This window comes from Streptomyces sp. NPDC001663 (assembly GCF_042893105.1).
Taxonomy (GTDB): domain Bacteria; phylum Actinomycetota; class Actinomycetes; order Streptomycetales; family Streptomycetaceae; genus Streptomyces.
On the sequence record NZ_JBIAUR010000016.1, the window covers coordinates 231,781 to 255,407 of the forward strand.

Annotated in this window: 26 protein-coding genes; 11 read left to right on the plus strand and 15 right to left on the minus strand. The window is 70.6% G+C overall.

The features are described from left to right. Positions 1-115: 115 nt before the first annotated feature. From ACFY1L_RS41510 to ACFY1L_RS41520, 3 genes are all read right to left on the minus strand, one after another. A complete protein-coding gene (locus ACFY1L_RS41510; RefSeq protein WP_388836933.1) occupies positions 116-388 on the minus strand; it encodes an SCO4225 family membrane protein in 273 nt (90 codons plus the stop codon). A gap of 65 nt (positions 389-453) precedes the next feature. Continuing rightward, the gene (locus ACFY1L_RS41515) at positions 454-1,137 is read right to left on the minus strand and encodes a response regulator (protein WP_388836936.1); all 684 of its coding nucleotides are present in this window, start codon (positions 1,135-1,137) and stop codon (positions 454-456) included. Further along, on the minus strand, positions 1,134-3,458 hold the full coding sequence (locus ACFY1L_RS41520; RefSeq protein ID WP_388836939.1) for a histidine kinase: 2,325 nt from the start codon (positions 3,456-3,458) through the stop codon (positions 1,134-1,136). Before ACFY1L_RS41520 ends, ACFY1L_RS41515 begins: the two co-directional genes overlap by 4 nt. Positions 3,459-3,704: 246 nt before the next feature. On the opposite strand from ACFY1L_RS41520, the gene ACFY1L_RS41525 reads away from it, so the two are divergent. Beyond that, complete coding sequence (locus tag ACFY1L_RS41525; protein WP_388836942.1) at positions 3,705-4,154, plus strand: DUF5707 domain-containing protein; 450 nt, start codon at positions 3,705-3,707, stop codon at positions 4,152-4,154. Between the two features lie 41 nt (positions 4,155-4,195). Here ACFY1L_RS41525 and ACFY1L_RS41530 read toward each other — a convergent pair whose 3' ends face one another. The 3 genes from ACFY1L_RS41530 to ACFY1L_RS41540 form a co-directional block, all read right to left on the minus strand. Next, complete coding sequence (locus ACFY1L_RS41530) at positions 4,196-4,708, minus strand: signal peptide protein (RefSeq protein ID WP_388836945.1); 513 nt, start codon at positions 4,706-4,708, stop codon at positions 4,196-4,198. A gap of 175 nt (positions 4,709-4,883) precedes the next feature. Next, the gene (locus ACFY1L_RS41535; protein ID WP_388836948.1) at positions 4,884-6,020 is read right to left on the minus strand and encodes a sugar ABC transporter substrate-binding protein; all 1,137 of its coding nucleotides are present in this window, start codon (positions 6,018-6,020) and stop codon (positions 4,884-4,886) included. A 135-nt stretch (positions 6,021-6,155) separates the two neighbouring features. Then, positions 6,156-6,662 carry a hypothetical protein gene (locus ACFY1L_RS41540; RefSeq protein ID WP_388836951.1) on the minus strand — a complete coding sequence of 169 codons (507 nt, stop codon included), beginning with the start codon at positions 6,660-6,662 and terminating at the stop codon, positions 6,156-6,158. A 160-nt stretch (positions 6,663-6,822) separates the two neighbouring features. Here ACFY1L_RS41540 and ACFY1L_RS41545 point away from each other — a divergent pair, with 160 nt between their 5' ends. From ACFY1L_RS41545 to ACFY1L_RS41560, 4 genes are all read left to right on the plus strand, one after another. Next, a complete protein-coding gene (locus ACFY1L_RS41545; RefSeq protein ID WP_388836954.1) occupies positions 6,823-7,044 on the plus strand; it encodes a hypothetical protein in 222 nt (73 codons plus the stop codon). 521 nt (positions 7,045-7,565) lie between these two features. Further along, positions 7,566-8,576: a chitinase gene (locus tag ACFY1L_RS41550; protein WP_388836957.1), complete on the plus strand. Its 1,011-nt coding sequence runs from the start codon at positions 7,566-7,568 to the stop codon at positions 8,574-8,576. A 214-nt stretch (positions 8,577-8,790) separates the two neighbouring features. Then, positions 8,791-8,946, plus strand: a complete 156-nt coding sequence (locus tag ACFY1L_RS41555; RefSeq protein WP_388836960.1) for a hypothetical protein — start codon at positions 8,791-8,793, stop codon at positions 8,944-8,946. A gap of 154 nt (positions 8,947-9,100) precedes the next feature. Next, complete coding sequence (locus ACFY1L_RS41560) at positions 9,101-9,964, plus strand: hypothetical protein (RefSeq protein WP_388836963.1); 864 nt, start codon at positions 9,101-9,103, stop codon at positions 9,962-9,964. A gap of 14 nt (positions 9,965-9,978) precedes the next feature. On the opposite strand, the gene ACFY1L_RS41565 is transcribed toward ACFY1L_RS41560, so the two are convergent. The 4 genes from ACFY1L_RS41565 to ACFY1L_RS41580 form a co-directional block, all read right to left on the minus strand. Continuing rightward, positions 9,979-10,698: a DUF4328 domain-containing protein gene (locus tag ACFY1L_RS41565; RefSeq protein WP_388836966.1), complete on the minus strand. Its 720-nt coding sequence runs from the start codon at positions 10,696-10,698 to the stop codon at positions 9,979-9,981. A 132-nt stretch (positions 10,699-10,830) separates the two neighbouring features. Beyond that, entirely contained in the window at positions 10,831-12,810 is a 1,980-nt protein-coding gene (locus ACFY1L_RS41570) for a YncE family protein (protein ID WP_388836969.1), read from the minus strand. Positions 12,811-12,999: 189 nt separating this feature from the next. Next, entirely contained in the window at positions 13,000-13,395 is a 396-nt protein-coding gene (locus ACFY1L_RS41575) for a luciferase family protein (protein ID WP_388836972.1), read from the minus strand. Between the two features lie 71 nt (positions 13,396-13,466). Next, the gene (locus ACFY1L_RS41580) at positions 13,467-14,015 is read right to left on the minus strand and encodes a GrpB family protein (protein ID WP_388836975.1); all 549 of its coding nucleotides are present in this window, start codon (positions 14,013-14,015) and stop codon (positions 13,467-13,469) included. A 45-nt stretch (positions 14,016-14,060) separates the two neighbouring features. On the opposite strand from ACFY1L_RS41580, the gene ACFY1L_RS41585 reads away from it, so the two are divergent. Beyond that, positions 14,061-14,429 carry a DUF6479 family protein gene (locus ACFY1L_RS41585; protein WP_388836978.1) on the plus strand — a complete coding sequence of 123 codons (369 nt, stop codon included), beginning with the start codon at positions 14,061-14,063 and terminating at the stop codon, positions 14,427-14,429. Positions 14,430-14,448: 19 nt separating this feature from the next. Continuing rightward, complete coding sequence (locus ACFY1L_RS41590; protein ID WP_388836981.1) at positions 14,449-14,931, plus strand: hypothetical protein; 483 nt, start codon at positions 14,449-14,451, stop codon at positions 14,929-14,931. Between the two features lie 9 nt (positions 14,932-14,940). Here ACFY1L_RS41590 and ACFY1L_RS41595 read toward each other — a convergent pair whose 3' ends face one another. Then, on the minus strand, positions 14,941-15,624 hold the full coding sequence (locus ACFY1L_RS41595) for a DUF6445 family protein (protein ID WP_388837056.1): 684 nt from the start codon (positions 15,622-15,624) through the stop codon (positions 14,941-14,943). Between the two features lie 298 nt (positions 15,625-15,922). Here ACFY1L_RS41595 and ACFY1L_RS41600 point away from each other — a divergent pair, with 298 nt between their 5' ends. The 3 genes from ACFY1L_RS41600 (at position 15,923) to ACFY1L_RS41610 (ending at position 18,954) form a co-directional block, all read left to right on the plus strand. Beyond that, positions 15,923-16,657, plus strand: coding sequence for a DUF4142 domain-containing protein (locus ACFY1L_RS41600; protein ID WP_388836984.1), 735 nt, complete (start codon positions 15,923-15,925; stop codon positions 16,655-16,657). 252 nt (positions 16,658-16,909) lie between these two features. Beyond that, positions 16,910-17,839 carry an LAETG motif-containing sortase-dependent surface protein gene (locus ACFY1L_RS41605; RefSeq protein ID WP_388836987.1) on the plus strand — a complete coding sequence of 310 codons (930 nt, stop codon included), beginning with the start codon at positions 16,910-16,912 and terminating at the stop codon, positions 17,837-17,839. Between the two features lie 74 nt (positions 17,840-17,913). After that, positions 17,914-18,954: a HoxN/HupN/NixA family nickel/cobalt transporter gene (locus ACFY1L_RS41610; protein WP_388836990.1), complete on the plus strand. Its 1,041-nt coding sequence runs from the start codon at positions 17,914-17,916 to the stop codon at positions 18,952-18,954. Positions 18,955-19,091: 137 nt separating this feature from the next. On the opposite strand, the gene ACFY1L_RS41615 is transcribed toward ACFY1L_RS41610, so the two are convergent. Together ACFY1L_RS41615 and thrS are read right to left on the minus strand one after the other, a co-directional pair. Then, entirely contained in the window at positions 19,092-20,060 is a 969-nt protein-coding gene (locus ACFY1L_RS41615; RefSeq protein WP_388836993.1) for a nucleoside hydrolase, read from the minus strand. Between the two features lie 56 nt (positions 20,061-20,116). After that, on the minus strand, positions 20,117-21,349 hold the full coding sequence (gene thrS, locus ACFY1L_RS41620) for a threonine--tRNA ligase (RefSeq protein WP_388836995.1): 1,233 nt from the start codon (positions 21,347-21,349) through the stop codon (positions 20,117-20,119). 312 nt (positions 21,350-21,661) lie between these two features. On the opposite strand from thrS, the gene ACFY1L_RS41625 reads away from it, so the two are divergent. Continuing rightward, positions 21,662-22,432 carry a hypothetical protein gene (locus ACFY1L_RS41625; protein WP_388836998.1) on the plus strand — a complete coding sequence of 257 codons (771 nt, stop codon included), beginning with the start codon at positions 21,662-21,664 and terminating at the stop codon, positions 22,430-22,432. Positions 22,433-22,450: 18 nt separating this feature from the next. On the opposite strand, the gene ACFY1L_RS41630 is transcribed toward ACFY1L_RS41625, so the two are convergent. After that, the gene (locus ACFY1L_RS41630; protein WP_388837059.1) at positions 22,451-22,723 is read right to left on the minus strand and encodes a ribosomal protein L7/L12; all 273 of its coding nucleotides are present in this window, start codon (positions 22,721-22,723) and stop codon (positions 22,451-22,453) included. Positions 22,724-22,758: 35 nt separating this feature from the next. Further along, a complete protein-coding gene (locus ACFY1L_RS41635) occupies positions 22,759-23,568 on the minus strand; it encodes a GAF and ANTAR domain-containing protein (protein WP_388837001.1) in 810 nt (269 codons plus the stop codon). Between the last annotated feature and the right edge of the window lie 59 nt (positions 23,569-23,627).

Sequence of the window (23,627 nt, forward strand, 5' to 3'; positions counted from 1 at the left end):
GACTGTGTACTTCAGCATTGTTCTCTCACCTACTTTCCCTCCCTTTTAACGTATTACGGCCCGTCTTGGACTTCTCGGTGGGACGGGAAAGAAAAGACAAAATGAGGTTGACCGCTCAATCTGCCCGGTTGCCGCGGCGCAGGGCACGGGCGCACCAGGTGATGATCGCCGCGTTGACCAGCGCGCCGAGGGCGATGGAGACGACGAGCATCGCGGTGCCGTCCGGGAGGACGAGCAGGACGAGGCTCGCGGGGGCCGTGGCGAGCAGAGGGATGACGCCTGCCATGGACTCGTCCGAGCCTGCGCTCACCACCAGCGCCCAGACGAGCAGGGCGGCGCAGATCGCGACGTAGACGAGAGCGATGGTGCTGCCGACGGAAAGGCGCATGCGGCGAGGGGCTGTTCGGCCGGGATCGGTGCCGGTCACGGATCGGACTCCTGGGTCGGTGGTCGTCAGAGGTGGGCGCCCGGTGGATTGGGGCGGGCGAGGCCGAGGTCGTACGCGAGGATCGTCGCCTGGACGCGGTCGCGCAGGCCGAGTTTCCGCAGCAGCGCGTTGACGTGGGACTTCACCGTGCCGACGGTGATGCCGAGTTGCTCGGCGATCTCGGCGTTGGTGAGCCCGGTGGCGACCAGGGTGAGGACGCCCCGCTGGCTGGCGGTGAGGCTCTCCAGTTCGGCGGGGCCGCTGCCGTCCCGGGTCTCGGGGATCCGTCCGGAGGCGTAGTGGCCGATGAGGCGGCGGGTCGCGGACGGGGCGAGCACGCTCTCGCCGGCGGCCACCACCCGGATGCCGTGCAGCAGTTCGGAGGGGTGCACGTCCTTGAGGAGGAACCCGGAGGCGCCCGCACGCAGCGCGTCCAAGACGTACGCGTCGAGGTCGAAGGTGGTCAGGACGAGCACGCGGGGCGCGTCCTCGCGGCCCGTGATGATGCGGGTGGCGGCGATGCCGTCCAACTCCGGCATGCGTACGTCCATCACGACCACGTCGGGTGCCAACTCCTCGGCGAGACGCACCGCTTCGGCGCCGTCGGCGGCCTCGCCGACCACCGTCATGTCCTCTTCGGCGTCGATCACGGCGGCGAATCCCGCCCGGACGATGCCCTGGTCGTCGACGACCAGCACGCGGAGGCTCATCGTGCCCCTGCCCCTTCCTGATCCTGCTGTTCCTGGCCGAGCGGCAGCCGGAGGCCGACCGTGCCCGGCGGGCCGGTGGTCACAGTGCCGTCGAGTGCGGCGACCCGCGCCGCCAGCCGCTCCCGCACAGCGGCATGGGCGGCGTCCGGCACCCCGGTGACGGTGAGTGTCAACGTACCGTCGACCACGTCGAGTTCGAGCACCACGGGCTCCTCACCGCAGGCCGCGAGCAGCGTCTCGGCGGCGTGGTAGGCGGCCAGGTCGACGGCGGTGGGCAGGCGTTCCGGCACGCGGTCGGTCAACCGGATCTCCAACTCACGCCCGGTCGCGCGCAGTTGCTGGGCAAGCAGGTCGAGGGCCTGGAGGGTGGGCTGCGGCCGCAGTTCGCCCGCTGCCCCGCCCTCTCCGTCCCGCACCGCGTCGAGCAGGGCGCGCATCGCGGCCAGTGCCTCGCGGGCGCGCTCGGCGGTCACGTCGAGCCGGCCCGCCTCCGCCTCCGCGACCATGTCGGCGGCGCGCGCCAGCACGGTGGTCTCGAGCCCGGCGGCGATCCGCCGCCGCTCGGCCCACGCGTCCCGCACAGCCTCCTCGGTCCAGGCGGCAAGCCGCTCGTCCCGTTCGCCCCGGTCGGCCCGCTCACGCCGACCCCACCGGGCCCCGCCCCACCGGGCCGCGTCGGCCGCCACCTCCGCCCCGGCGGCCGCCCATGCGACGACCTCCCAGGTGGGGACGGTCGTGCCCCGGTCGAGGACGGCGAGGATCACGGCGGTCGCGTGCACGACCACAGCCGCCGCCTTGCGCCACGCAGCCCCAGCCTTACGACACGCTCCGTCCGCTGTGCGAGCCGCCTCAACGGCCAGCGCCGCGCACGTGGCGAGCATGCTCAGCACGGGCGGCAGGACCACCGGCCCCGAGTAGTCACCCACCGCCATCGCCGCCGGCCACAGCGGAGCCAGCCCGAGCAGAGCCGCGTATGCCGTGCGGGGCGCCCGGCGCAGCCACAGCAGCGCCACCGCCTGGGCCGCCGCCAGCAGCGCGAAGAGCACGCCCGCCGAGACGTGCGCACCGCTCGACGTCGTGTCCGGGTGGATCACCAGCGCCGGGAGCAGCGGCTGCACGACCAGCCCCACGGCGGCGGTCACCTGAGCCAGGCGGTAGCTGCGCGGGACGGTCCGCTCCACCGGGGCGGCGGTACGGCCGGGCAGGGCCGCCCGTACCTCCCAACCGCCGTCCGCCGTAGGGCCGGTGTGCAGGGTGCCGCCCGCCTCCCGTGCCCGGGAGCGCAGGAAGCCCTGGCCGCGTCCGCCGCCGAGGCCCGCACCGTGCGCCACCGAACCGGCGGGCGGTGCCGCGCTGGTGACGACGACGTCCGTGCGGGTGTCCCCGTAGCGGACCAGCACCGTCGTCTGCGCACCCGGCGCGTAGCGTGCCACGTTGGTCAGCCCCTCGCGCACGATGCCGAAGGCCGCGTCCGCGACGGCGCCGTCCGGCAGCGCGTCGATCTCGCAGTCCACCTGCTGGTCGAGGCGGCGGAAGCCGGCGACCAGGTCCAGCAACCGCTCCTGCGGCGAGGGCAGTTCCTCCCGCGAGGGCGCCGGGGCCCGCACCGCACCGAGTGCCCGGGTGACCTCACGACCGGTCTCGACGGCGAACTCCAGGGCCTCGTCGGCGAGTTCGGGACGCCGCTCGCGAAGACCGAGCGCCGCACCGGCAGTGACGACGACAGCCGTCAGATGGTGGGCGCTGACGTCGTGCAACTCCCTTTCCATACGGCGCCGTTCGACCGCCGGAAGCCGGTGCCGCTCGGCCTCGGCCCGCCTGAGCATCTCCTCGGCGGCCCGCCGGGCGCGCCGGGTCCGCCGCATCAGAAGACCGGCGCCGCACGCGACGACGTACAGCACAGCCGTGAGGACGAGGTCGAGGCCGTTCCTGTCGCTGAGGCCGTGCAGGGTGATGTTCTGCAGCAGCTGCCAGAGCGCGAGGGCCACCACGCTCAACAGGGCGGTGAAGGTGTCGCGTTCGGTCGCCACGGTGAACAGCGCCAGCGCGACACCCGCGGTGCCGAGGACCGCCATCGCTCCCGTCGGCAGCGGTCCGGCGCCCAGCGCACAGGCGGCGGCGACCACCACGAGCGTGACGAGCGGGCGGGCACGGCGCAGAGCGAGTGCGGCCGTCACCACTCCACCGACGAGGACCGCCACGAGCACGGCACCCGCGGCCGGAACGTCCCCGCGCACCAGCGCGGCCCCCGGCCACACCAGGGCCTGGACGCAGAGCAGCAGGACCGGAAGAAGCCGGTCGTCGGTGGCTGTTCGGTTCATGAGCGAAAGGCTAGGTCCGCAGGCGAGCGGCCCGACTCCCGCTGGAGACGGAACCCCTTCTCTTACCTGGGTTAGAGACCCCCCGGATGCTCTGCCTGCGGTTGGACGCGGCAATCGTCCCTCGGCCCGAGGACGACCCCGTGCCCCCGCCCATAGGCTCGATCACATCGAGAACGCGGTCGGCCACCGCTTCTCAGGCGCTCTGTCGAAGTCGCCCATCCAACCAACGAATTCAGGGGGATTCCCATGTCCAAGCGCACTCTCGTCCCGTTCCTCGTCGGCGTCGTCACCCTCGGCGGCATCACCGCCGGCGGCATCGCCGTGGCCTCGGCGAACGGCCGGCCGACCCTGGACAACAGCTCGGCCCACTACGTCGCCCCGTCCGACGGCAAGGCCGGCTCCCTCACGTTCACCGCGGACGTGAGCGACGACTCGGGCATCCTCGGCCTCAAGGTCCTTGCCTGGCCCGCGAGTTCGAATCTCGACCCGACCGCGGCGGAGCTCCGGCACGCGGAGAGCGCACAGTGCGAAAGCCTCTCGGACGAGAAGGCCCGCTGCACCTACACCCTCAAGGTCACCCGGACCCAGGCCGCCGACCTGGCCAAGGGCACCTGGTACATCTCGACCCTGGCGACGGCGGAGGACGGCGACGCGTCGTTCGAGTCCCGCGCGGCGACCTTCGAGATCAGCCGCTGACCCCCGGAGGGAACGGTTCAGCCGTAAATGCGGCCGTGGGCTCAGCCGTAGAGGGCAACCCTCGGCTGGACCGTGCCCTTGGCCTGCGGGTCGACGACGGTGAGGCGGTAGACCTCGGTGAGGGTCTCGCCCGCGTGCAGCGTGCGCTGTGCGGTCGGGAGCTCGGTGAACAGCGTGCCCGTCTGGGTGCCGACCTGTACGGCCTCCCAGCACCCGTCCGCCTTGCGACGCTCCAGCCCGATGTCCGACGGGGCGAGGAACGGGCCCTCGTCCGGCGACGTCACGAGGAGCTGCGGGGCCACCGTCCGGTCGGCCGAGGTGTCGTTGCGGTAAGTGACCGTGATCTCGTGCCGCGCGCTGTCGGACGGGAGGGCACTTGCGGGCAGATCCACGAAACCGGACAGTGTGGCGGGCGCCTGCACCTGCGAAGCGGTGGACACCGCAGCGGCCGGCTGCCGGGTGGCCGCCATGGCGGGGCTCGCCGCGGTCAGACCGGAGAGCGCCACGACGAGGGCCACGGAAGCAAGCCTGACGCGGCTGTTCTTCAACGACACGTTCGCTGTTCCTTCGGGTTCGCTCGGGTGAACCGGCCTGCCACGGAAGGCTGTCGGCCACGAATGCCTCAAGGTTACGCAGCGCAGCCTAGAGGCCGATGAACACCCGGCGGATCGGCCGAATGGCCGAGGCGGGCGGGTCAAGAGCCCGCCCGCCCCCACGCGTTGCCGCGACCTACTTCAGCCCGATGGCAGCGCAGTCCGACGCATACTTCGAGGTGCAGATCTGCTTGACGGTGTAGACGCCGTCCTTGATGACGGTGTCCTTGATGTTGGCCCTGGTGAGGGCGACCACGGGCACGAGCATCGACGGGATGTCCTTCTGCGTCGGACTGTCGACCGAGTCCTCGGTCAGCGCGTCGAACTCGATCGAGTGGCCCTGGACCTTCAGCACCGCCATCTTCGCGGCGTTCGTCGCCTCCAGCAGGAACGACTTGTACACGGTCATCAGCTGCTCGCCCGCGACGATCCGCTGCACCGCGTCCAGGTTGGCGTCCTGCCCGGTGATCGGCGGGAGCTTCGTGGCACCGGCGTCCTTCAGCGCGTCGATGACGGCACCCGCCATGCCGTCGTTCGCCGAGTAGACGGCGGCGATGTTGCTCAACCCGACGGAATCGATGGCGTCCTTCATATGGGCCTTGGCGACCGAGGGCAGCCACTCCTTGGTGTAGTACGACTTGGCGATGACGACCCGGCCCTTCAGCTCGCTGAGGGCGCCCTCCTTGAACCGTGCCGTGTTCGGGTCGGCGACGGATCCGTTGATCATGACGATTTTGCTGCTCGCGGCCTTGCCGCCGAGCGCGTCGGTGATGGCACGGCCCTGCACCTCGCCGACGAGCTCGTTGTCGTGGGAGATGTACGCGTCGATCGGCCCCTCGGCGAGCCGGTCGTAGGCGATGACAGGAATTCCCGCGTCCTTGGCCTTCTTGACGTCCGGCCCGATGGCCTTGGCGTCCACGGCGTCCACGAGGAGTACGTCGACCTTGGCGTCGATCATCTCGTCGAACTGCTTGCTCTGCTTGTCCGCGCTCGCCCCGGCGTTGGCGTAGCGGACCTTGCCCTTGTTGTGGGTGAGGGAGGCGACCGTCTCCTTGATGAGCGGGTAGTCGAACTTCTCGAAGCGCGCCGTGTCCTTGTCGGGCAGCAGCAGCCCCACCGTGATGTCGTCGCCCTTCTTCGGACTCTCGGAGCTACTGCTCCCGCCGACACCGTCGATCACGCCGCAGCCGGCGAGCACGAGGGCCGACGCGGAAACGGCACAAACTATGCCGAAGCGACGGGCGCCGGTTCTACGGGGGGTCTGAACGTTCACTAGCAGGTGCCTTCCGAGCGATCGAGCAGCAGGGTCACCGGGTGATTGAGAAGCCAACGATGCCGTGGAGACCACGTCAAGACATCCGGTTGTCCTTCTCACAGTTCCGTACGGAATCTCCTCATCCGGCGAGGGTCAGGCCCACCACCGACGCCGCAGGCGAGCGGCACCCTCCGGCCACACCACGTCCACAACCAGGCCCGCCGCCTGAGCTTCCAGAACGGTGTCCGCGGTGCCGCCGCCCCTGCCGGTGGGCGGTTCGCCGTTCCATACGGCGACGAGCCGGTCGGCGCGTTCGACGAGTACGGCGTTGGCGGCCTCGTACGCCTGCCGGCCGGCGGTCTCGTGAGAGAGGACGAGCACTTCCTCGGCGGACGCGACGAGGCGATCGAAGAGGGCGGCGTGATCGGGCTCGACGATGTTCTGCCGGTAGTCCCGAGAGGGAATGACGACGATCAGCCGCCCACCGGCGGCGAGGACGGCTTCCGCGAAGACGGTGTCGGCGCCCATGGCGATACAGGAGACGCCCACGAGCTCGCCGTTGCCGGCGTACTGCTTGAGCAGTTCGTCCAGGGCGCCGCGGACCAGGGGGATGCTGTCCTCGGTCAGGTCGATGTGCCCGGTCACCGCGATGGTCGTCACGCTCGCGTGCCCCTTTCAGGTCGACAGTAGGTCTCAATTCAGGGCTTGGCCCCGAGCCCCGGTCTCGAAATGCCAGGTCAGCGGCGTGACGCGGTTGGGCCCTTCCGGATCTGTGCCGACGACCACAGCGAACGGGACACGCGTAGGCTCATACTGAGCCATGACAAAGCCTGCGGCACCGAAGCGTCACTTGCCTACCAGCCCCTTCAAGGCCCCGGTCACACCGGCTCCCAAGCACTTCGCCATGGGCGACCAGGTCACACATGACGTGTACGGCCTCGGCCGGGTGATCGGCATCGAGGATGGAATCGCGGCCCTCGTGGATTTCGGCTCGGCGCAAGAGCGGATCTTGAGCCCGTACGCCAAGATGACCAAGCTGTAGAACCGCTGTGCCCGGTCACGGCACGCCAGGCCCCGTCAGGGGCCTGTAACGAAAGGCAGACCCCTCATCGACCCGACGTCGCTGTTCTCCGCCCTGGAAGGGCAACCCCGCCGTTCCGCTGCAGTATCGCCGCCTCCGACGACAAAACCCTTCCAGGCCCCGGACTTCGGAGAAGAAGACGAGATCTTCCCGTCCGAGGATGCGCAGGAGCCTGCCCCGGGCACGCGTGCGGAGCGGCCCAAGGCCGCCTGACGGTGAGCGTGCAGCGCCGAGTCGGCCGCTGATCTGCTGCTCCCCTCCTGTTTGCCACCGCTCTGCACCGGCGGGCGGTGGCCCGGATGCCGCCCGCCCTCTTTCCCCGTACAACGCACCCTTCGGTCAGGTAACTGTAAAGAACCTTGACAGACAATTGGTCTAGTCCAAAGATGGTCGCTGCTCGCCCCCACCCCCCTCCCCTCCATTCCATGGGAGCGTCAGTGAGAAGACCTCGTTCTCTTCGTGCGTTGCTGTCCTGTATCACCGTGACCGGGCTGTCGGCCGGACTGGTCGCCCTCGGAGGAGGTGGGGCGGAGGCCTCGGGGTACCTGCCCGTGGCTCCCATGCCCGCCCATGTCGCCGCGCCGTACTTCGAGGCGTGGACCGGGGAGAGTCCGGCCGCGCTTGCCGCCGAGTCCGGGAACAAGTACCTGACCATGGCGTTCCTGCAGACGGACGCGGCCGGGTCGTGCACCGCCTACTGGAACGGCGACACCACCCAGCCCGTCTCCAAGGCGACCTTCGGCGCCGACATCGCCGCCATCCAGGCCCGCGGCGGCAACGTCATCCCGTCCTTCGGCGGTTACGGCGCCGACACCACCGGTACCGAGCTGGCCGACAGCTGTAACGACGTCGACGCCATCGCCAAGGTGTACGAGGGCCTGGTGACGACGTACGGAATCTCGCGGATCGATCTCGACATCGAGGCCGACTCCATCAACAACACCGCCGGGATCGACCGGCGCAACAAGGCCATCGCCAAGGTGCAGCGGTGGGCCGAACGGACCGGGCGGCGCGTGCAGTTCTCGTACACCCTGCCCACGACCAACACCGGCCTCGCGGCGAACGGTGTGGCGCTGCTCCAGAACGCCGTCGACAACCACGCGCGCGTGGACGTCGTGAACGTCATGACCTTCGACTACTGGGACGGGGCCACCCATGACATGGCCGCCGACACCGTGACCGCCGCCGACGGACTGGTCGGCCAACTCGCCGCGCTGTACCCGAAGAAGAGCCGTGCGCAGCTCTGGCACATGGTCGGTGTCACCGAGATGCCGGGCATCGACGACTACGGGCCCGAGGAGACGTTCACCACGGACGATGCGGTCAAGGTCGAGAAGTGGGCCGAGGCCAAGGGCATCAACACCCTTTCCTTCTGGGCGCTTCAGCGCGACAACGGCGGGTGCGTGGGTACCGCCGGCGCCAACTCCTGCTCCGGGATCGCCCAGGACACCTGGTACTTCAGCCACACCTTCGCGCCGTTCACCCGTCGCTGAGCCCAGTCCCCTCCCAGAACCCCCCACCTTCAACACCGGCCCCGGCACACCTCTCCCTTTCGCCGCCTCCCCCGCGCGAAGGTGCCGGGGCCGGTCAGCGTCCACGCAGCCCTCTAGTACTTTCGGCCAGGCGTCGGCAGCAGCGCCCGTACCTCCCAGCCGTCCCCTGCCTTCCTGGGACCCGTACACAGGTCGCCGCCCAACGCCGTGACCCGTGAAGGTCCATGTGTCCTGCCCGCGCGCTCTGAAGGCGGTCGCCGGCGCCGGCCTCGTCTGTACGGGGCAGAAGAACGACGGCACGACCGTGGACATCCCGGTCACCGTGATCAACGCCACGGACACCCACATCACCTGGAAGTTCCGGCGCTGAGCTGGGAGTTCGCACGGCAAGCACGCGGTGTGCAGAGAATCCGCGCAGGAGGGCCACACAGCGCCCACACAGTCTTTCGAAACCACCGTTACCGTTGGCGCCCGTTCGGATCCCCCCTGCACACCACCAGTGCGAACCGTCAGGAAGACAGCGGATGGACTACTGCTCCTCGTGCCGCCGGCACCTCAACGGCGCCCTGGTGTGCCCCGGTTGCGGTGCCTACGCCCCGGACATCGCACCGGTGACCGCACACGGCCGCACCACCGCGGCCCCCGCCGCCACGGCGCTCTGGCCGCAGGCGGCCGGGATACCCGACGCCTACGACGGCTTCGACGACTTTCAGGAGCCCGACGGTGACGTCGAGACTCCCGCGTCCGCGGCGCCGGGGGTGGGCCGGGCGGCCCGCCGTCGGCAGCGGGCCCGCTGGAAGAAGAACCAGCGCCGGGCCGTCGTCGCGACCGCCGTCGCCCTCGTCGGCGGCGGACTGACCGTCGCCTCGATGGACCGCGGCTCGGGCCACGGCAACCAGGCGTCGGCGGCCACGGACCTGTCGAGCATGGGTGCCGGGGAGCAGTCGGTGGACACGTCGGCGGATCTCCCGTCGACCACTCCGGGCACGGGCAAGCACCGCAAGCCTCAGGCCGACGAGACGTCCACGACGGGTACGTCCGGCACCTCGCACCGGAGCTCCACCACCGCCACCGCGCCGCACACCGACTCGGCGAAGACCCGGCGGTACACGGTCCCCACCCCGGCGTCGACGCCGACGGCGGCGGAGCAGGCGACCAAGACCGTCGAGGACACCACGTCGACGGCCTCCGACACCGCCACGACGGCGACGCAGTCCCCGTCCTCGACGTCCAACGGCAACTCGGGCTCCGGCTCGTCGAGCACATCGACCTCGTCCGGATCGTCCTCGGGCTCGTCCGGCAGTTCGGACACGTCCCAGTCGGGCTCCGGCTCGGCGTCGACCTCCCCGTCGGGGATCTGCGTGCTCAACCTGCTGTGCGTGAGCTGACCTGACCTACTGGGTCAACTCCCCTCCCCCTCAAGGGAGTTCGCGTTCACAGGCGACCCGCCGTACCGCACGTCCCCGTCCAGGTGACGCTGCTGTACGGCGGTGATCGCGCGGACGACGAGAATGCCGGCCACGGCGGCACCGATGACGGCCGCGTCCGAGGCGAGCAGCATCCACAGGTCCGTGTAGGCGCGTTCGATGATCTTGTCCGAGTCGTCCTCGTACATGAGGCCGACGCCGCTGAGCATCCCGACCAGCCACAGGCCCCACCACACGTTCACGGAGCGCGGCAGCCGCTCGCCCGGGGCGCTGTCCTGATGGGCGTCCGCGACGAGGCGGCGCGGGATCCACAGGTTGGCGAGGGGGATCAGCCAGCCGAAGTAGAGCCAGAAACCGGAGTAGCGCGGCTCGTGCCCGGACAGTGCGCGGGCGTTGTCCCGCACCCTGTCCAGCCACAGCAGGAACAGGGCCGCGCAGACCAGCGCCGTGAACCCGCCCGCCGTGCTGACCAGGTGGTACGCGTCCTCCAGCGAGGTCAGCGGACGGTGCGTGCCGCCGCCCTGGTCCGGCGGCCCGGAGGCGGGCTCCCCCTTCACGGCCAGCCGGATCTCCCAGACGGCCCGAGCGGCCCAGGCGACCCCGGACAGGGCGAGAAGGGCGACGGCGAGCTGGGCGGCGCGGCGCACGGGGCGCAGGGCTGGAGCGGGTGCGGGGGACTGTATGTGATCGTTCACCGGGGCATCTTCGCCGACGGCGGGCCACGGCCGCCAGGCCCGACATGCGCGGACGTCGGCCCTTCACTCGTCTTTCACGCCCCGGACCGGCCCCCTTCTGCGGGGGCCGGCCGAACTGCCGGTACTGCTCGGCTAGTTGGAGAAGTAGATGTACTTCCACCCCGTGTACGTCGACGTGTTGACCGTGTCACCCGACGAACCGTTGATGTACGCCGCCCGCACCCGGGCCTTGATGCCGGACTCGCCCGCGGCGCCCAGGTTCACGGCCGACTTGCCGCTCGTGCCGAGGGCGAAGTACGCGGGGCTGCCGTCGACCTCGTACCACTGGCCGGCGTAGTAGACCTCCAGCTCCAGGCGCTGCTTGCGGCCCGGGTAGTAGGTCATGGTCGTGGTGACGATCGGGTCCGTGTTCTTGTGGAACCAGTAGTACGTGTGCGAGCCGATCTTGGCCGTCTTGTAGTGCTTGGTGATGGCCGTGGAAACCTTCACCTTGGCGTAGGCCGTGGACTTGACCGTCTTCGGCTTGTAGCGGGCGTCGCCCTTGAAGACCGCCGTGACGTCGGTGTCCCGGGTCATGTCCACCCACGCGGAGATGTTGCCGCTCGAGTTGACCGTGCCGCTCTTGATCAGCTTGTTGGGCTTGTCCGAGCCGAAGGGGTTGGCCCAGATCTCGACCTTGCGGTTCTTGTACGTCGTACCGAGGTGGGCCGTGAACTTCACGTCGGCGCTGTACGAGTACACCTTGCCGTTGTTGTTCAGGCTCAGCGTGGTCGCGTTGCGGGAGACCTCGACCGAGTCGGAGCCGGAGGCGGCCGTGTGCGTCGCGTCGCCCGCGAAGGAGACCTTGTAGGTGACCTTGCCGCCGGCCGGCGGGGTGTCCGTGAAGGAGAAGCTGCCGTCCGCCTTCGTCTTGACGGCCGCCAGCGCCTTGCCGTTCGGCGAGTCGAGGTCGGTGCGGGTGACCGTCAGGCTCGTACCCGCCGCCAGGAGCGTCCTCGAGGTCAGCTTGCCGGTGACGGTGAGCTTCTTGGCCCGGTCCGCCGTCGTGGGCGCCGACACCTTGAGGGTGGGCAGCTCCTTGGTCGGGTCGGTCAGCGCGCGCAGCGTGAACACGCCGCCGTTGTTCTCGGAGACGGCGAACACGCGGCTCTCGTCCGGAGCCCAGGCCAGCGCACCGGGCACGAGGGTGTCGGAGCCGCTGCTGGTGCCGGTGTTGGGGAAGTCGTACTCGCGCACCGGCTTCTGGTCACCGGGCTTGTAGACGTGGACGTCCGGGTCGTACCAGGAGTCGCTGCCGCCCGCGACGGTCCCGTCCGGCGCGACCCGCACGGCGTTCGGGTACGCGTCGATCGGGTAGCCCGTCTCCTTGCTCAGGTCGGTGGTCGAGTACTCGCCGATCCCGTAGCCGGTGGCCGGGGCGCCCCACGAGGTGAGGACGTGCTTGCCGTCGGGCGTCAGGTCCAGCTGCTGCACGGAGGTGTCCATGCTGCCCTTGGTCCGCAGCGTGGCCCCGTCGGCCGTGACGTCGTACACGGCGAGGTCGCCGCCGTTGCCGGCCACCAGGACGCCCGGGACGGCCGGGTCGGAGGCCAGGAACGTCCCGTAGGAGCCGGAGAAGTCGACGTCCCCGCGCTGGGCGAGGTGGATGACGGGCTCGGCGCCGGAGATGTCCAGGGAGCCGAAGTCGGTGGCGGTGGAGAACCAGATCCGGCCGTCCACGATCTCCAGGTCGCTCGGAGCGGTCGTGCCCAGCGGGTAGCTCGTGGTCGGCGTGGCCGTCTGCGTGTCGATCGCGACGATCCGCTCGTCGTTCTTGACGGCCGCGTACAGGGTGCTGGAGTCCGCCGAGAGCGCCAGGCCGGTCACCCCGGGCTCGTTCGCGAGGGTCGCCCGGAGGGTGCCCGAGTAGTCGGTGACGAGGATCTTGCCGCTGGTCGGGTCGGAGATGTACACCCGCTGGTGGACGCCGTCGACGACCATGTCGCCGACCGACTTCACGGACAGGATCCTGGCGGAGTCGGCCGCGGCCGGTCCCGCCGTGCCGACGGCGAGCGCCGCCGAGCCGAAGAGGACCGCGAGCGCCGTCGCGGTCGAGATGCTGCGCCTGCGCACAGTACTGATACCCCCACAAGGAAACCCGGTGCGTGACCGGGGAGTTGAGAGCGCCGCGCAACACCCGGACGTGACCGCTGGATCGCGGTGACGCGCGGGGCGCGGCTGCCGTCAGCAGCGTATGTCATGCCTGTGACAGTTGAGGAGGGGGTTTTACGAGTGGGGAGTTTCCGTGACGGCGGGCGGGCGTCAGCTCTCGCCGTCCTCGTGCCGCGGCAGCACCGTCACCCGGTGGTGGTTGCACACCGCCGCCAGGGGACCGTCGGCCCCGGCCGGGGACTGGTGGGCCTTGAGGGCGACGCTGACCAGGCTGAGCAGCAGGTCGACGTCGGCGTCGCAGTCGAGGTGCACGGTGACCCAGCGCGAGCCCGGCACCAGGCGGATGGCGGTCGACTCCGCGAAGTCGTGGTGCAGCCGCTGGAGCGCCCGGGCGGTGAGATGCAGGTCCACGTCGCGCTCGGAGTGGAAGTGCACGATCTCGTCACCCGCGGACCTCAGCGCCCGGCCCGTACCGCAGCCTGCCGCACACGGGGTGAGGTCGGGCCACGCCGCCAGCTGGTCCATGGCTCTCTGGGCCGGTGTCATGAGGCCATGGTGCGGTGCTCACCGCCCGGCCACCAGGGATTGCGGCATCCGTAACCCGTAGGAGATGTACCTCACTTCTCCCATACGGGCACAGAAGGCATCCCCAGTTCGGCGCGGGCGCGGTCGGTGAGCTCCTGGACGAGCGCCGTCTTCGCGCTCGCGTAGTCGCGCGGGTGTGTGCCGGCCGCCACGACGGCCCGCTTGAGCTCCGCGTATCGCGCGGCCTCCGCGGGGTGGGCGCGCAGGTAGTCGCGGAGGATGCGCTGGTTGCGGGTGGGCCAGCTGTCGTACGTCACCACGTGCAGGATGTGGCTGCGGGCGCCGGCGTCGGTGCGGGCGTACAGGAGCCGGTCGGTCATGCCGTTGTCGTGCGGAAGGAAGCCGAGGGCGGCGAGCGCCGGCTCGTGGGGGTACACCTCGGGCAGGGTGTGGACGGCGGCCATGAGGTCGATGACCGGCTTGGCGGCGAGGCCCGGGACGGCCGTGGAACCGATGTGTTCCAGGTCGACGAAGAGGCCGGGGGCCGCCGACCGGAGGGCGGTGATCGCGGATGCGGCCCGGTGGGGCCAGGCGGGGTCGTAGTCGACGATGCGCAGGGGCGGTGGCTCTGAGCTGGGCAAATTCCGAGGACTCCCTAATTCCGTGCTTTCGGCGATAATCGGTACATGAGTACTGCGACGTTTGTGATCGCGGCCACGTCGAGTGAGGTACTCAACGTGATCGCCGCCTTTGTCGGTGGCCTGATCATCGCTGGTGCACTGATCTGGGCCGTGCAGTTCGGCATGAGGGTCCGGGACCGCGAACTGCCGCGGCCCCTCCCTGGCGAACAGCCCCACCTTCCCGAGGGCGGAGCGGTCCGGGAGTCCCGCGAGATGCGGGAACCGGACGAGGTACCGCACGCCGAGGGCAAGGAACGGCTGATGCCCTACGAGCTCCACTCATCGGGATCCAAGACACGGAAGGATCAGCACCGCCGGCGCTGGATGCCCGGCTCGAGCGGCTCCTTCGGCAGCGGCGGCCTCGGTCGCCTCTGACCACGTTCCTGGAGACGTCATGACCGCTCACTCCGTGAGCCGGTGCATGGGTACGGCGCTGGCGTTCGTGCTGTCCGCAGGGCTGAGCGCCGGGCTGACCGGCTGCTCCGGCGACGACAGCCCGTCGACGACGGTCAGCAAGGTCGCGTCGGCGGCCCGGTCGGCGGCCTCGGAGGCCACGGCGGCCACGGCGGCCGCCGGGCGCCAACTGGACGAGATCAAGGGCGGTATCGACGCCAAGGGTGCCGTCGAGCTCGGCACCCCGGCCACCGACAGCGGCGGCCGGGCCGCGGTCGAGGTCACCGTGCACAACACCGCCGGCTCGGCCAAGTCCTTCGCCGTGCAGGTCGACTTCACAGACGCGAGCGGCAACACGCTGGACGCGGTGGTCGTCACCGTCTCCGACGTCGCGGCCGGCAAGTCCGGCACGGGCACCGCCCGCAGCAACCGCAAGCTGTCCGGCGAGGTGAAGGCGGAGGTGGCGCGGGCGGTGCGGTACTGAGCGCCGGAATCAGGCCATCCAGAAGAAGACGGCCGTCATCCGCTTCTCCTCCAGCGTCCTGCCGGAGTAGTTCGTCGCGCTGTGCACCAGGTTGGCGTTGTAGAGGAGCAGGCGGTTGTACTTGTGCGGGACGCGTACGTCCTCCTCGAAGTGGTCCGCCGGGACGAACCGCGTGCCGAGGGCCTCGACGAGGTTGTTGTGCGGGGCCTGGACGATGTTGCCGCCGAGCCGGCCGCCGGGCAGCGACTGGCGGTAGAAGGCGGTGCCGCAGTCCTTGGGCACGTCGGGGTTGAGGTACAGGACGGCGGCGTACCGGCACAGCGCGCGCGAGTCGGTGTGCGGACGCGGCTCGCTCTCGCCCTCGCCGACGACCTGGATGCAGTTGTGGTTGAGGGTGCCGCCGCCGGGGGCCTGCTGCACCCAGAGTTCCTTCGCGCCGGTCGACTGCTTCACCAGCCGTTCCACGCGGGCGAGTTCGGCGGGCTCCAGACCCGGCATGGTGCGCAGGCCCGGCCAGGTCTCCGAGGTGTACGGGTAGCCCTCGACCCAGTCGTCCTTTTCAAGACACCGCTTCCGTACGGCGTCCACGTCGGGCAGGACGTCGTCGATGACCCAGTAGTCACGGCCCTTGGTGGGCTTGCGGTAGGGGAGGACGGGCAGGGCTGCCGGAGCTCTCCCGGGCTGCGGAGGCATGGGCCGTCGGGGCTGTGGGGGCATGGGTCGAACCTAGGTCGGGGGTTCGTCTCGTCTCTCCCGTGAAATGGTCAACACTCCCGAAGGATGGTCAACATTCCGTCAACCGGTCCGGGCTCATGGGCCGTCAGCAGGCGTTGCCTGCCTCACATCCGCGGCTTTTTACCAAATCAAAAGGTTCGGTGCCCGGGCCCGATCCGTACTCCCCTCCGTCCGACCCCCGTCGACCTCTGGCGGGACCCCCGACCGGGCAGGAGGCACGGTGCGTTTTTCGCGGAATGCGACGGGAACTCTCTTTGTGGGCGGTGCCCTCAGTCTGACTCTCGCCGCACTCGCCTATCCCTCGATGCTCGGGATCAACACCGTGTCCAGCTCGGGCGACAGAGTCATCGCGCAGACCCAGTGGGGACCGCTGACGGAGGCGGACCGGGACTTCGTGGTCAAGGTGCGCGCGGCCGGACTGTGGGAGTACCCCGTCGGGCAGATGGGTCTGAAGAAGGGGCAGAGCCAGGCGGTCAAGATCGCGAGCAAGCACCTGATCGACGGTCACGCGGCGCTGGACGCCAGCTGCCGCAAGATCTCGACGATGCTCAACATCACGATCCCGAACGTGGCCAGCCCCCAGCAGGTCGGCTTCGTGAACACGCTCGCCGCGGACCAGGGCAAGCAGTTCGACACGGACTTCGCCAACATCCTGCGCGTGACGCACGGTTCGATCTTCAACACGATCGCGAAGATCCGCTCGACGACCAAGAACACCGTGGTGCGCACCCTGGCCGACCAGGCCAACGCGACGGTCCTCGACCACATCACGGTCATGGAGCAGACCGGGCTGGTCAACTTCGACCAGGTGCTCTTCCAGGAGACGACCCCGCCGAAGCTGCCCGCCAAGGACCTGACCCCGCCGCCGCCGGCCGCGGGCCAGCCCGAGATCGTGCTCACCCCGCCGGTGGACAGCACCACCCGGCCGCCGGTCCTGCCCGGTGAGTCGTCGTCCGGCACGAGCGCGAGCCCGAGCCCGACGGTGGGGTGACGCGGGGCGGCTCCGCGGTTGTGGAGCCGCCTGTTCCTGCTGTGGCGAAATTGTGATGGACGATTGAACTATCCCTGCGTCACCGCAGGTTGACAGCGTTCGATCACGGGCTTCACGATGTGAGCGCACTGAGGCGCATGTGACCAATGAGCCCGGTGTTTCTCAGACCATCACCCCCGGTACGGCCGGGCGCCGCGCCCTGCCCTGCGCCGCCGTCACCGGGTGACGCGCATGCCGAAGTGGGGATCCCGCATGTCCATAGCCAGCCGTGTCACCGCGCGCCGTCTGCTGGGAACGGGCGCCGCGTCGCTCGCCCTGTGCGCCGCCACCCTCGCCTCCGCCTCCGGCGCCTGGGCCCACGGCGGTACGCCGGGCGGCGACGGCTGGAAGTCCGGCGGCAGCTACAAGCCGGGCGCGGGCGCAGGCACCAAGACGGAGACCGACCGCTGCCAGTTCTCCCTCGACGGCAGCAACTTCTACGACTCGGTGAAGGTAGACGACCAGAACCTGAAGCCCACCGACGACGGCAAGGTCCACATCAAGGTCCGCACCGCCGGTGACGCCTCCACCTGCACCGCCTCCCTCGCCTCGTACCTGGCCCACGGCGCGACCTTCGCGACCTCCGGCGAGCAGGTCTTCGTCGACTTCGACACCGTGACTGTGAAGCCCGGTCAGACCGACTCCCTCGACATCGCGGTGCCGGACGCGGGCTGCTTCGGGCAGGTCGACCTGTACCGCGGCGCGGTGAAGTTCGACGGCAAGCTCGACGCGAAGGACGGCTTCGAGCACGGCGATCTGCCCAAGGGCCCGGACCACCCGGTCATCAAGGACAAGCTGATCGCGGCCTGGAACGGCGGCACGAAGGACTGCACGACCACCGAGTCGCAGCCCCCGTCGACCCCGCCCGCCTCCACCCCGCCCTCCGCGACGCCCTCGACGCCGGCCGAGGAGAGCGCCACCCCGACGCCGAGCGCCTCCGAGTCGACGTCGACCGAGTCCCCCACCCCGTCCGCCTCCGAGTCGACCACCGCCCCGGCCACCACGCCGAACGGCGGCGGTGACCTCGCGGAGACCGGCGGCGGCAGCAACTCCGGCGTCATCGTCGGCGGCGCGGCGGCGCTGCTGGCCGCCGGTGCGGCGATCGTGGTGGCGGCGAAGCGCCGTCGTACGGCCCGTTCCTGAGCCACATCCCTGAGGACGAGCGCCCCGGAGATCCCCCGCTCCGGGGCGTTCGTCATGCGGGCTAAGGTGATCGAATGACCCTGCCCGAGCCCCAGGCTGCCCTTTTCCGCTGGCGGCGTGAGGACACCGTCAAGACGGCGGGGCTGATGGCGGTGATAGCCGCCCTGCACGTCGTCGCGTTCGGCATCCTCTTCCTCCTGGTCGTGCCCGGGCACTACGAGGTCGGTTCCAAGGCGTTCGGCATCGGGCTCGGCGTCACCGCGTACACGCTCGGCATGCGGCACGCCTTCGACGCGGACCACATCGCCGCGATCGACAACACCACGCGCAAGCTGATGGCCGACGGCAAGCGGCCGGTGTCTGTGGGGTTCTGGTTCGCGCTCGGGCACTCCAGCGTGGTGGTCGTGCTGGCCGCGCTGATCGCGGGCGGCACGCGGCTCGCCGACCGGGTGATGAACGAGCACTCCCGGACCCACCAGGTGCTCGGTTTCATGGGTACGACGATCTCGGCCACGTTCCTCTATCTCGTCGCCGCGCTCAACCTGGTCGCCCTCGTCGGCATCCTGCGCGTCCTCAGGGCGATGCGTGCGGGGTCGTACGACGAGAAGGAGCTCGAACAGCACCTCGACTCACGTGGCTTCCTGAACCGCGTGCTCGGCCGCCTGACCAGGTCCATCAGTCGCCCCGGCCAGATGTTCCCGCTCGGCTTCCTCTTCGGCCTGGGCTTCGACACGGCCACCGAGGTCACGCTCATGGTGATGGCGGGCTCCGGTGCGGCGGCCGGCCTGCCCTGGTACGCGATCCTCTGCCTTCCCCTCCTCTTCGCGGCCGGCATGAGCCTGTTCGACACGCTCGACGGCACGTTCATGAACTTCGCGTACCAGTGGGCCTTTTCCAACCCGGTGCGCAAGGTCTTCTACAACCTCGCCATCACCGGCCTGTCCATCGCCGTCGCCTTCGTCATCGCCACGATGGAACTCTTCGGCCTCGACCTGGACAACGTCGGCTACATCATCGTCGGCCTGTTCGTGGTCGTGTGGGCGGCGGCGGTGCTGTATTGGCGGCTCGCGAAGGTGGAGCAGCGCTGGGGGGTTCCGGTCGCCGAGGCGGACTAGGGCCTGATCCGCCGGACAGACCTGAGTGGGGGAGTCGGCGAGTGACGACAACGCGGCTGGGGGTCCCCCCACGCCTTTAGGGCAGTGGGGGAGTGCGTGCCAGGGCCCGCGACGCCGGCATGATCCGCCTGCCAGGCCTAGCGCTCGACCGTCTCCAGATACAGCTTCACGAAGCGGTCCACGTCCACGTCCAACGCCACGTCCACCAGCTGCTGTTCGCGGGTGCCCTCGTGGATCTCGGACTCGCCGGGGCGGGGGCGGCGGTCGACGATCGTCTGGCCGCGGGTGGGGCCGGGGGCGAGGGAGACCTCGACCGGGAGGAGGCGGGTGGTGATGCCCGCCGGGTCGACGACCGTGCACACCGCGCCCGCGTCGCCGAGGCCGCCGGCCTCCTCGGCCTCGGGGGCCTCGCCCGGGTGGGCCGGCCGGTGGGCGAGGAGTTCGCCGGCCAGCCGGGTGCCGGGCTCGCTGCTGGTGCGCAGGCGGTGCACATCGGCGCTGGGGACGACGACCTGCGTGAAGACGTCCAGGCCGTACATCGTGATCGGCACCCCGGCGGTGAGCAGCACCGCGGCCGCCTCCGGGTCGTGCCAGACGTTGAACTCGGCGACCGGCGTGGCGTTCCCGGTGGCCACCGCGCCGCCCATGAACACGATCCGCTCGATGTTGCGGGTGACCTCGGGGTGCGTACGCAGCAGCAGGGCGATGTTCGTCAGGGGTGCGGTGGGGATGAGGGTGACCGGGCGCGGGGACGCGAGGATCTCGCGGTGGAGCAGGGTCACCGCGTCGACGTCGGCCGGGGTGCGGGTGGGCGCGGGCAGGCCGAGGTCGCCCATGCCGTCCGAGCCGTGCACGTGCCGTGCCGACCGCGCGGGCTCGATCAACGGCCGCTCGGCGCCCCGGGCGACGGGGATGTCCGGGGCACCGGCCTGCTCCAGCACGGTGAGCGTGTTGCGGACGACACCGTCCACGTCCGTGTTCCCGGCGACACAGGTGACCGCGCGCAGGTCGAGCCCCGGGTGGCGTGCGGCGAACAGCAGGGCCAGGGCGTCGTCGACACCCGTGTCGCAGTCGATGATCACGGGGATGGGCTGACCGGTCGTCATGGCGGGCTCCTCTCAACCGGGGCCCGAACAGGCCCTACGACAGTGACCTTACGACGTCACACCTCCGCCCAGAGCTCGCTGCCGCGGGCCTCGACCCGCTCACCGATCCGCCGCAACAGCTCGGCACCCGAGACCGCTCCCGGCCTCCGCCCGTCCCGCAGCCGCAGCGCCACCAGGTCGCTCTCAGGGCCTGGCCGGGCCTCCCGCTCACCGATCACCGCCTGGTACGGCACCAGCCGTGCGCCCCGGATCCGCGCGCCGAGGCTGCCGTGCTCGGGCCCGACGAGTTCCGCCCGTACCCCTGCCCCGGCCGCCCGCCGCACCAACTCCTCGGCCTGCGGCAGCTGTTCCTCGGCAACCGGCAGCACCGCCAGCTGCACGGGCGCCAGCCACACCGGAAACGCACCCCCGTGCTGTTCGACGAGGTGCGCGACCGCGCGCTCCACGCTGCCGATGACGCTGCGGTGGACCATGACCGGGCGGTGTTTCGCGCCGTCGGCGCCGATGTAGTGCAGGTCGAAGCGTTCGGGCTGGTGGAAGTCGATCTGGACGGTGGAGAGGGTGGACTCGCGGCCGGCCGAGTCGGCGATCTGCACGTCGATCTTCGGGCCGTAGAAGGCGGCTTCGCCCTCCGCGGCCTCGTACGCGATGCAGGCGCCGTCGAGGACTTCGCGCAGAAGGGCGGTGGCCCGTTCCCAAAGGGCGGGATCGGCAACGTACTTGCCGCCCTCGCCGGGCAGGGACAGGCGGTGGCGGGCCGCCTTGATGCCGAGGTCGGCGTAGGCGCGGGCGATCAGCTCCAGGGCGCCCCGGGCCTCGTCGACGGCCTGTTCCAGGGTGCAGAAGATATGGGCGTCGTTGAGCTGGATGGACCTGACTCTGGTCAGCCCGCCCAGCACTCCGGACAGCTCGGAGCGGTACATGCCGCCCAACTCGGCCATCCGGAAGGGAAGTTCGCGGTAACTGTGCGAGCGGGAGCGGTAGATGAGGGCGTGGTGGGGACAGAGGCTGGGCCGCAGCAGAACCTCCTCGCTCCCCAGCTTCATCGGCGGGAACATGTCGTCGCTGTAGTGGGACCAGTGGCCGGAGATCTCGTACAGCTCGCGCTTGCCGAGGACGGGCGAGTACACATGCCGGTAGCCGGCGGCGCGCTCGGCGTCCCGGACGTACTCCTCCAGCACATGCCGTACGACGGCGCCGTCGGGCAGCCAGTACGGCAGGCCCGCGCCCATCAGGGGGCCGGTGTCGAACAGGTCCAGTTCACGGCCGAGGCGTCGGTGGTCGTACATGGTCGTTCTCCTCACTGCGGAAGGCGGGAGGGCGAGCGGCCACGACGAAGCCCCGGGGCACTCGCCCCGGGGCTTCGGACCTGCGGTCCATGGTTCAGCGCGCCGGGACACTCTCCGGCGTCGTCGTGAGATGCAGGCTGGCGCGCTTCATGGGGGCACGGTAGCGCGGGATGTGAGGTGCGCGCGACAGATTTTTCGGTGCGGGCGGAGCGCCGCAGCGGGTAACCCGGACGGACCGGCGCGCTGGTGGGCGGTCCTGCGGGGTGGTCCCTTGGAGATCTTGGACGTCGACCTCGACCAGGAGGCCCCCCGATGACCCGCACCCGTTCCCGCGTCCTCGTCGCCTCCCTGCTCGCCGCCGGGGTTCTGACCGGCGCGGTCGGCTGTACGGCGGGCGAGCCGCCCCTGGAGGCGCAGGCGCCCGCCTCCCCCGCCGCCAAGGCCTCCGCCGGCGCCGTGCCCGCGCCCCGCGCCCTCACCCAGGAGCAGGCCCGGGCCGCCCTGATCACCCCGGGCGACCTGGGCGAGCCCTGGGGGGCGACGCAGGGGGCCGCGACCTGGCGGGACGGGGTGCTCAAGGCGAACACCGACGCGCCCGACTGCCGGCGGCTGCTCGAGGCGCTCTACACGGACGACCTGTTCGGCAAGGAGGCGCGGACCAGTGCCGTCACCGGCCTAGACGACCCCCTGGACCAGGCCCAGCTGCGGTACCAGGTCCTCGCGCTGGACCCGGGGGACGTGGACCGGACGCTGGCCTGGATGAAGACGCTGCCGAAGAAGTGCGGCACCTTCACGGCCGTGACCGAGCACGGTGCCGTCCGCAGCGGCCAGGTCACCGAAACCGCGCTGCCGGCGATCGGGGACGCCCGCCAGGGTCTGCGGGTCACACTGGCTGGCGAGGCCGCCGGCGGCGAGCCGACCGTGCTCACCCTGGACGTCGTCGCGGTCCGCCTCGGCGACGACACGATCACCTTCACGCACGGCGGCCTGGGCGAGATCTCGGCCGACGCCACGAGCGCCGTCGCACAGGTGGGCCTGTCACGGCTGGACGGCATCAAGAAGCAGGGCCGGGTACAGGTCTGAGCAGAGCAGGGCGCAGGTCTAGCCGAGCCGCTCCACCGCCTCCTTGGCCTCCTTCAGGCCCACCCCCGTCGCCTCCCGGTACACCTTGATCGCCTGGATCTTCTTGCCGTCCCGCAGCAGCGCGGCCACCTCGTCCGACCACGGTTCCTGCTCGCGCAGCCCCAAGTGTTCGAGGATCAGGTCGAGTTTGCGCTCGACGCGGGCAACTCGCTTGTCGGCGCGGGAGATTCGGTTCTCGATACTGCCGACACCCACGAGCGCGATCGCGAACACCAGGAAATAACCCATCATGTCCATGATCGCGATCCTAGGGCAGCCCGGTCGAGTCAGCCGGGGTCGAGCCGCTTACGGCGCACGACCACGTCGTGCGCCACCTCGAGGATGGTGCGGTCCTGGGCGAAGGCATGGGCGCGCAGGCGGGCCAGTGCCTCGTCGGCCTCGACGCCGAGCTGCGCCATGACCATCCCGATGGCCTGGTAGACCTCGTCGTGGTCGGCGGCCAGTCCGCTCAGCCAGGGCTCGTCCCCCGCGCCGCCGTTCTCCTCCCGCGGCAGCGCCATGAGGGCCACCGTCATCAGGCCGGCCACGAGCCGTGCCGTGCGCAGCTCCTGCTCGCTGAGCCGGCCCGGGGTGTCCCGGTAGAGGTCGAGGGTGCCCACGGTCACCGCTTCGTCGCCCAGCGGCATCGAGTACACCGCCTGCACCCCGACCGCCGTCGCCTGCTGTGCGAACACCGGCCAGCGGCGCGCGTCCCGGCCGGCGGTCAGGTCGGAGGCGAGCACGGGGACGCCGACCTCGGCGGCGCGCACACACGGGCCGTCGCCGAGGGTGGCCTGGATCTCCGCGACATGCGAGGCCTCCGCGCTGCTCGCGCCCAGCCGGACGGGCACCCCGTTGCTGCGCAGGCACACGCTCGCACCGCTGACCGGCAGCAGCTGCACCGCAGCCCGGCACAGCCGGAACGGGATCTCCCCGGGCCGGGCGTCACGTATTCCCTCGGCGATCACGTCGACGGCCCCTTCCGGATCCGCAGGACGCTCGTTGCGGACGTCGCGACCGGAAAAGCAGGGATCGTCACCGCCCGAACGGGAATCGCCGGGGAAGCCGTAGCGGTCGTGCCGAGGTCGCACGGCCACCGCCTCCTTCGATCGCAGCGGGGCCCTCTTCGTCAGCGCCGTCCGACTACCCCTGACCG

What these genes read in the sequence shown, in the direction of transcription:
- ACFY1L_RS41510 (WP_388836933.1), bottom strand. Translation starts at nt 388, where the DNA reads ATGCGCCTTTCCGTCGGCAGCACCATCGCTCTCGTCTACGTCGCGATC.
- ACFY1L_RS41515 (WP_388836936.1), bottom strand. Translation starts at nt 1,137, where the DNA reads ATGAGCCTCCGCGTGCTGGTCGTCGACGACCAGGGCATCGTCCGGGCG.
- ACFY1L_RS41520 (WP_388836939.1), bottom strand. Translation starts at nt 3,458, where the DNA reads ATGAACCGAACAGCCACCGACGACCGGCTTCTTCCGGTCCTGCTGCTC.
- ACFY1L_RS41525 (WP_388836942.1), top strand. Translation starts at nt 3,705, where the DNA reads ATGTCCAAGCGCACTCTCGTCCCGTTCCTCGTCGGCGTCGTCACCCTC.
- ACFY1L_RS41545 (WP_388836954.1), top strand. Translation starts at nt 6,823, where the DNA reads ATGACAAAGCCTGCGGCACCGAAGCGTCACTTGCCTACCAGCCCCTTC.
- ACFY1L_RS41560 (WP_388836963.1), top strand. Translation starts at nt 9,101, where the DNA reads ATGGACTACTGCTCCTCGTGCCGCCGGCACCTCAACGGCGCCCTGGTG.
- ACFY1L_RS41575 (WP_388836972.1), bottom strand. Translation starts at nt 13,395, where the DNA reads ATGACACCGGCCCAGAGAGCCATGGACCAGCTGGCGGCGTGGCCCGAC.
- ACFY1L_RS41585 (WP_388836978.1), top strand. Translation starts at nt 14,061, where the DNA reads ATGAGTACTGCGACGTTTGTGATCGCGGCCACGTCGAGTGAGGTACTC.
- ACFY1L_RS41590 (WP_388836981.1), top strand. Translation starts at nt 14,449, where the DNA reads ATGACCGCTCACTCCGTGAGCCGGTGCATGGGTACGGCGCTGGCGTTC.
- ACFY1L_RS41595 (WP_388837056.1), bottom strand. Translation starts at nt 15,624, where the DNA reads ATGCCTCCGCAGCCCGGGAGAGCTCCGGCAGCCCTGCCCGTCCTCCCC.
- ACFY1L_RS41605 (WP_388836987.1), top strand. Translation starts at nt 16,910, where the DNA reads ATGTCCATAGCCAGCCGTGTCACCGCGCGCCGTCTGCTGGGAACGGGC.
- ACFY1L_RS41610 (WP_388836990.1), top strand. Translation starts at nt 17,914, where the DNA reads ATGACCCTGCCCGAGCCCCAGGCTGCCCTTTTCCGCTGGCGGCGTGAG.
- ACFY1L_RS41615 (WP_388836993.1), bottom strand. Translation starts at nt 20,060, where the DNA reads ATGACGACCGGTCAGCCCATCCCCGTGATCATCGACTGCGACACGGGT.
- thrS (WP_388836995.1), bottom strand. Translation starts at nt 21,349, where the DNA reads ATGTACGACCACCGACGCCTCGGCCGTGAACTGGACCTGTTCGACACC.
- ACFY1L_RS41625 (WP_388836998.1), top strand. Translation starts at nt 21,662, where the DNA reads ATGACCCGCACCCGTTCCCGCGTCCTCGTCGCCTCCCTGCTCGCCGCC.
- ACFY1L_RS41630 (WP_388837059.1), bottom strand. Translation starts at nt 22,723, where the DNA reads ATGATGGGTTATTTCCTGGTGTTCGCGATCGCGCTCGTGGGTGTCGGC.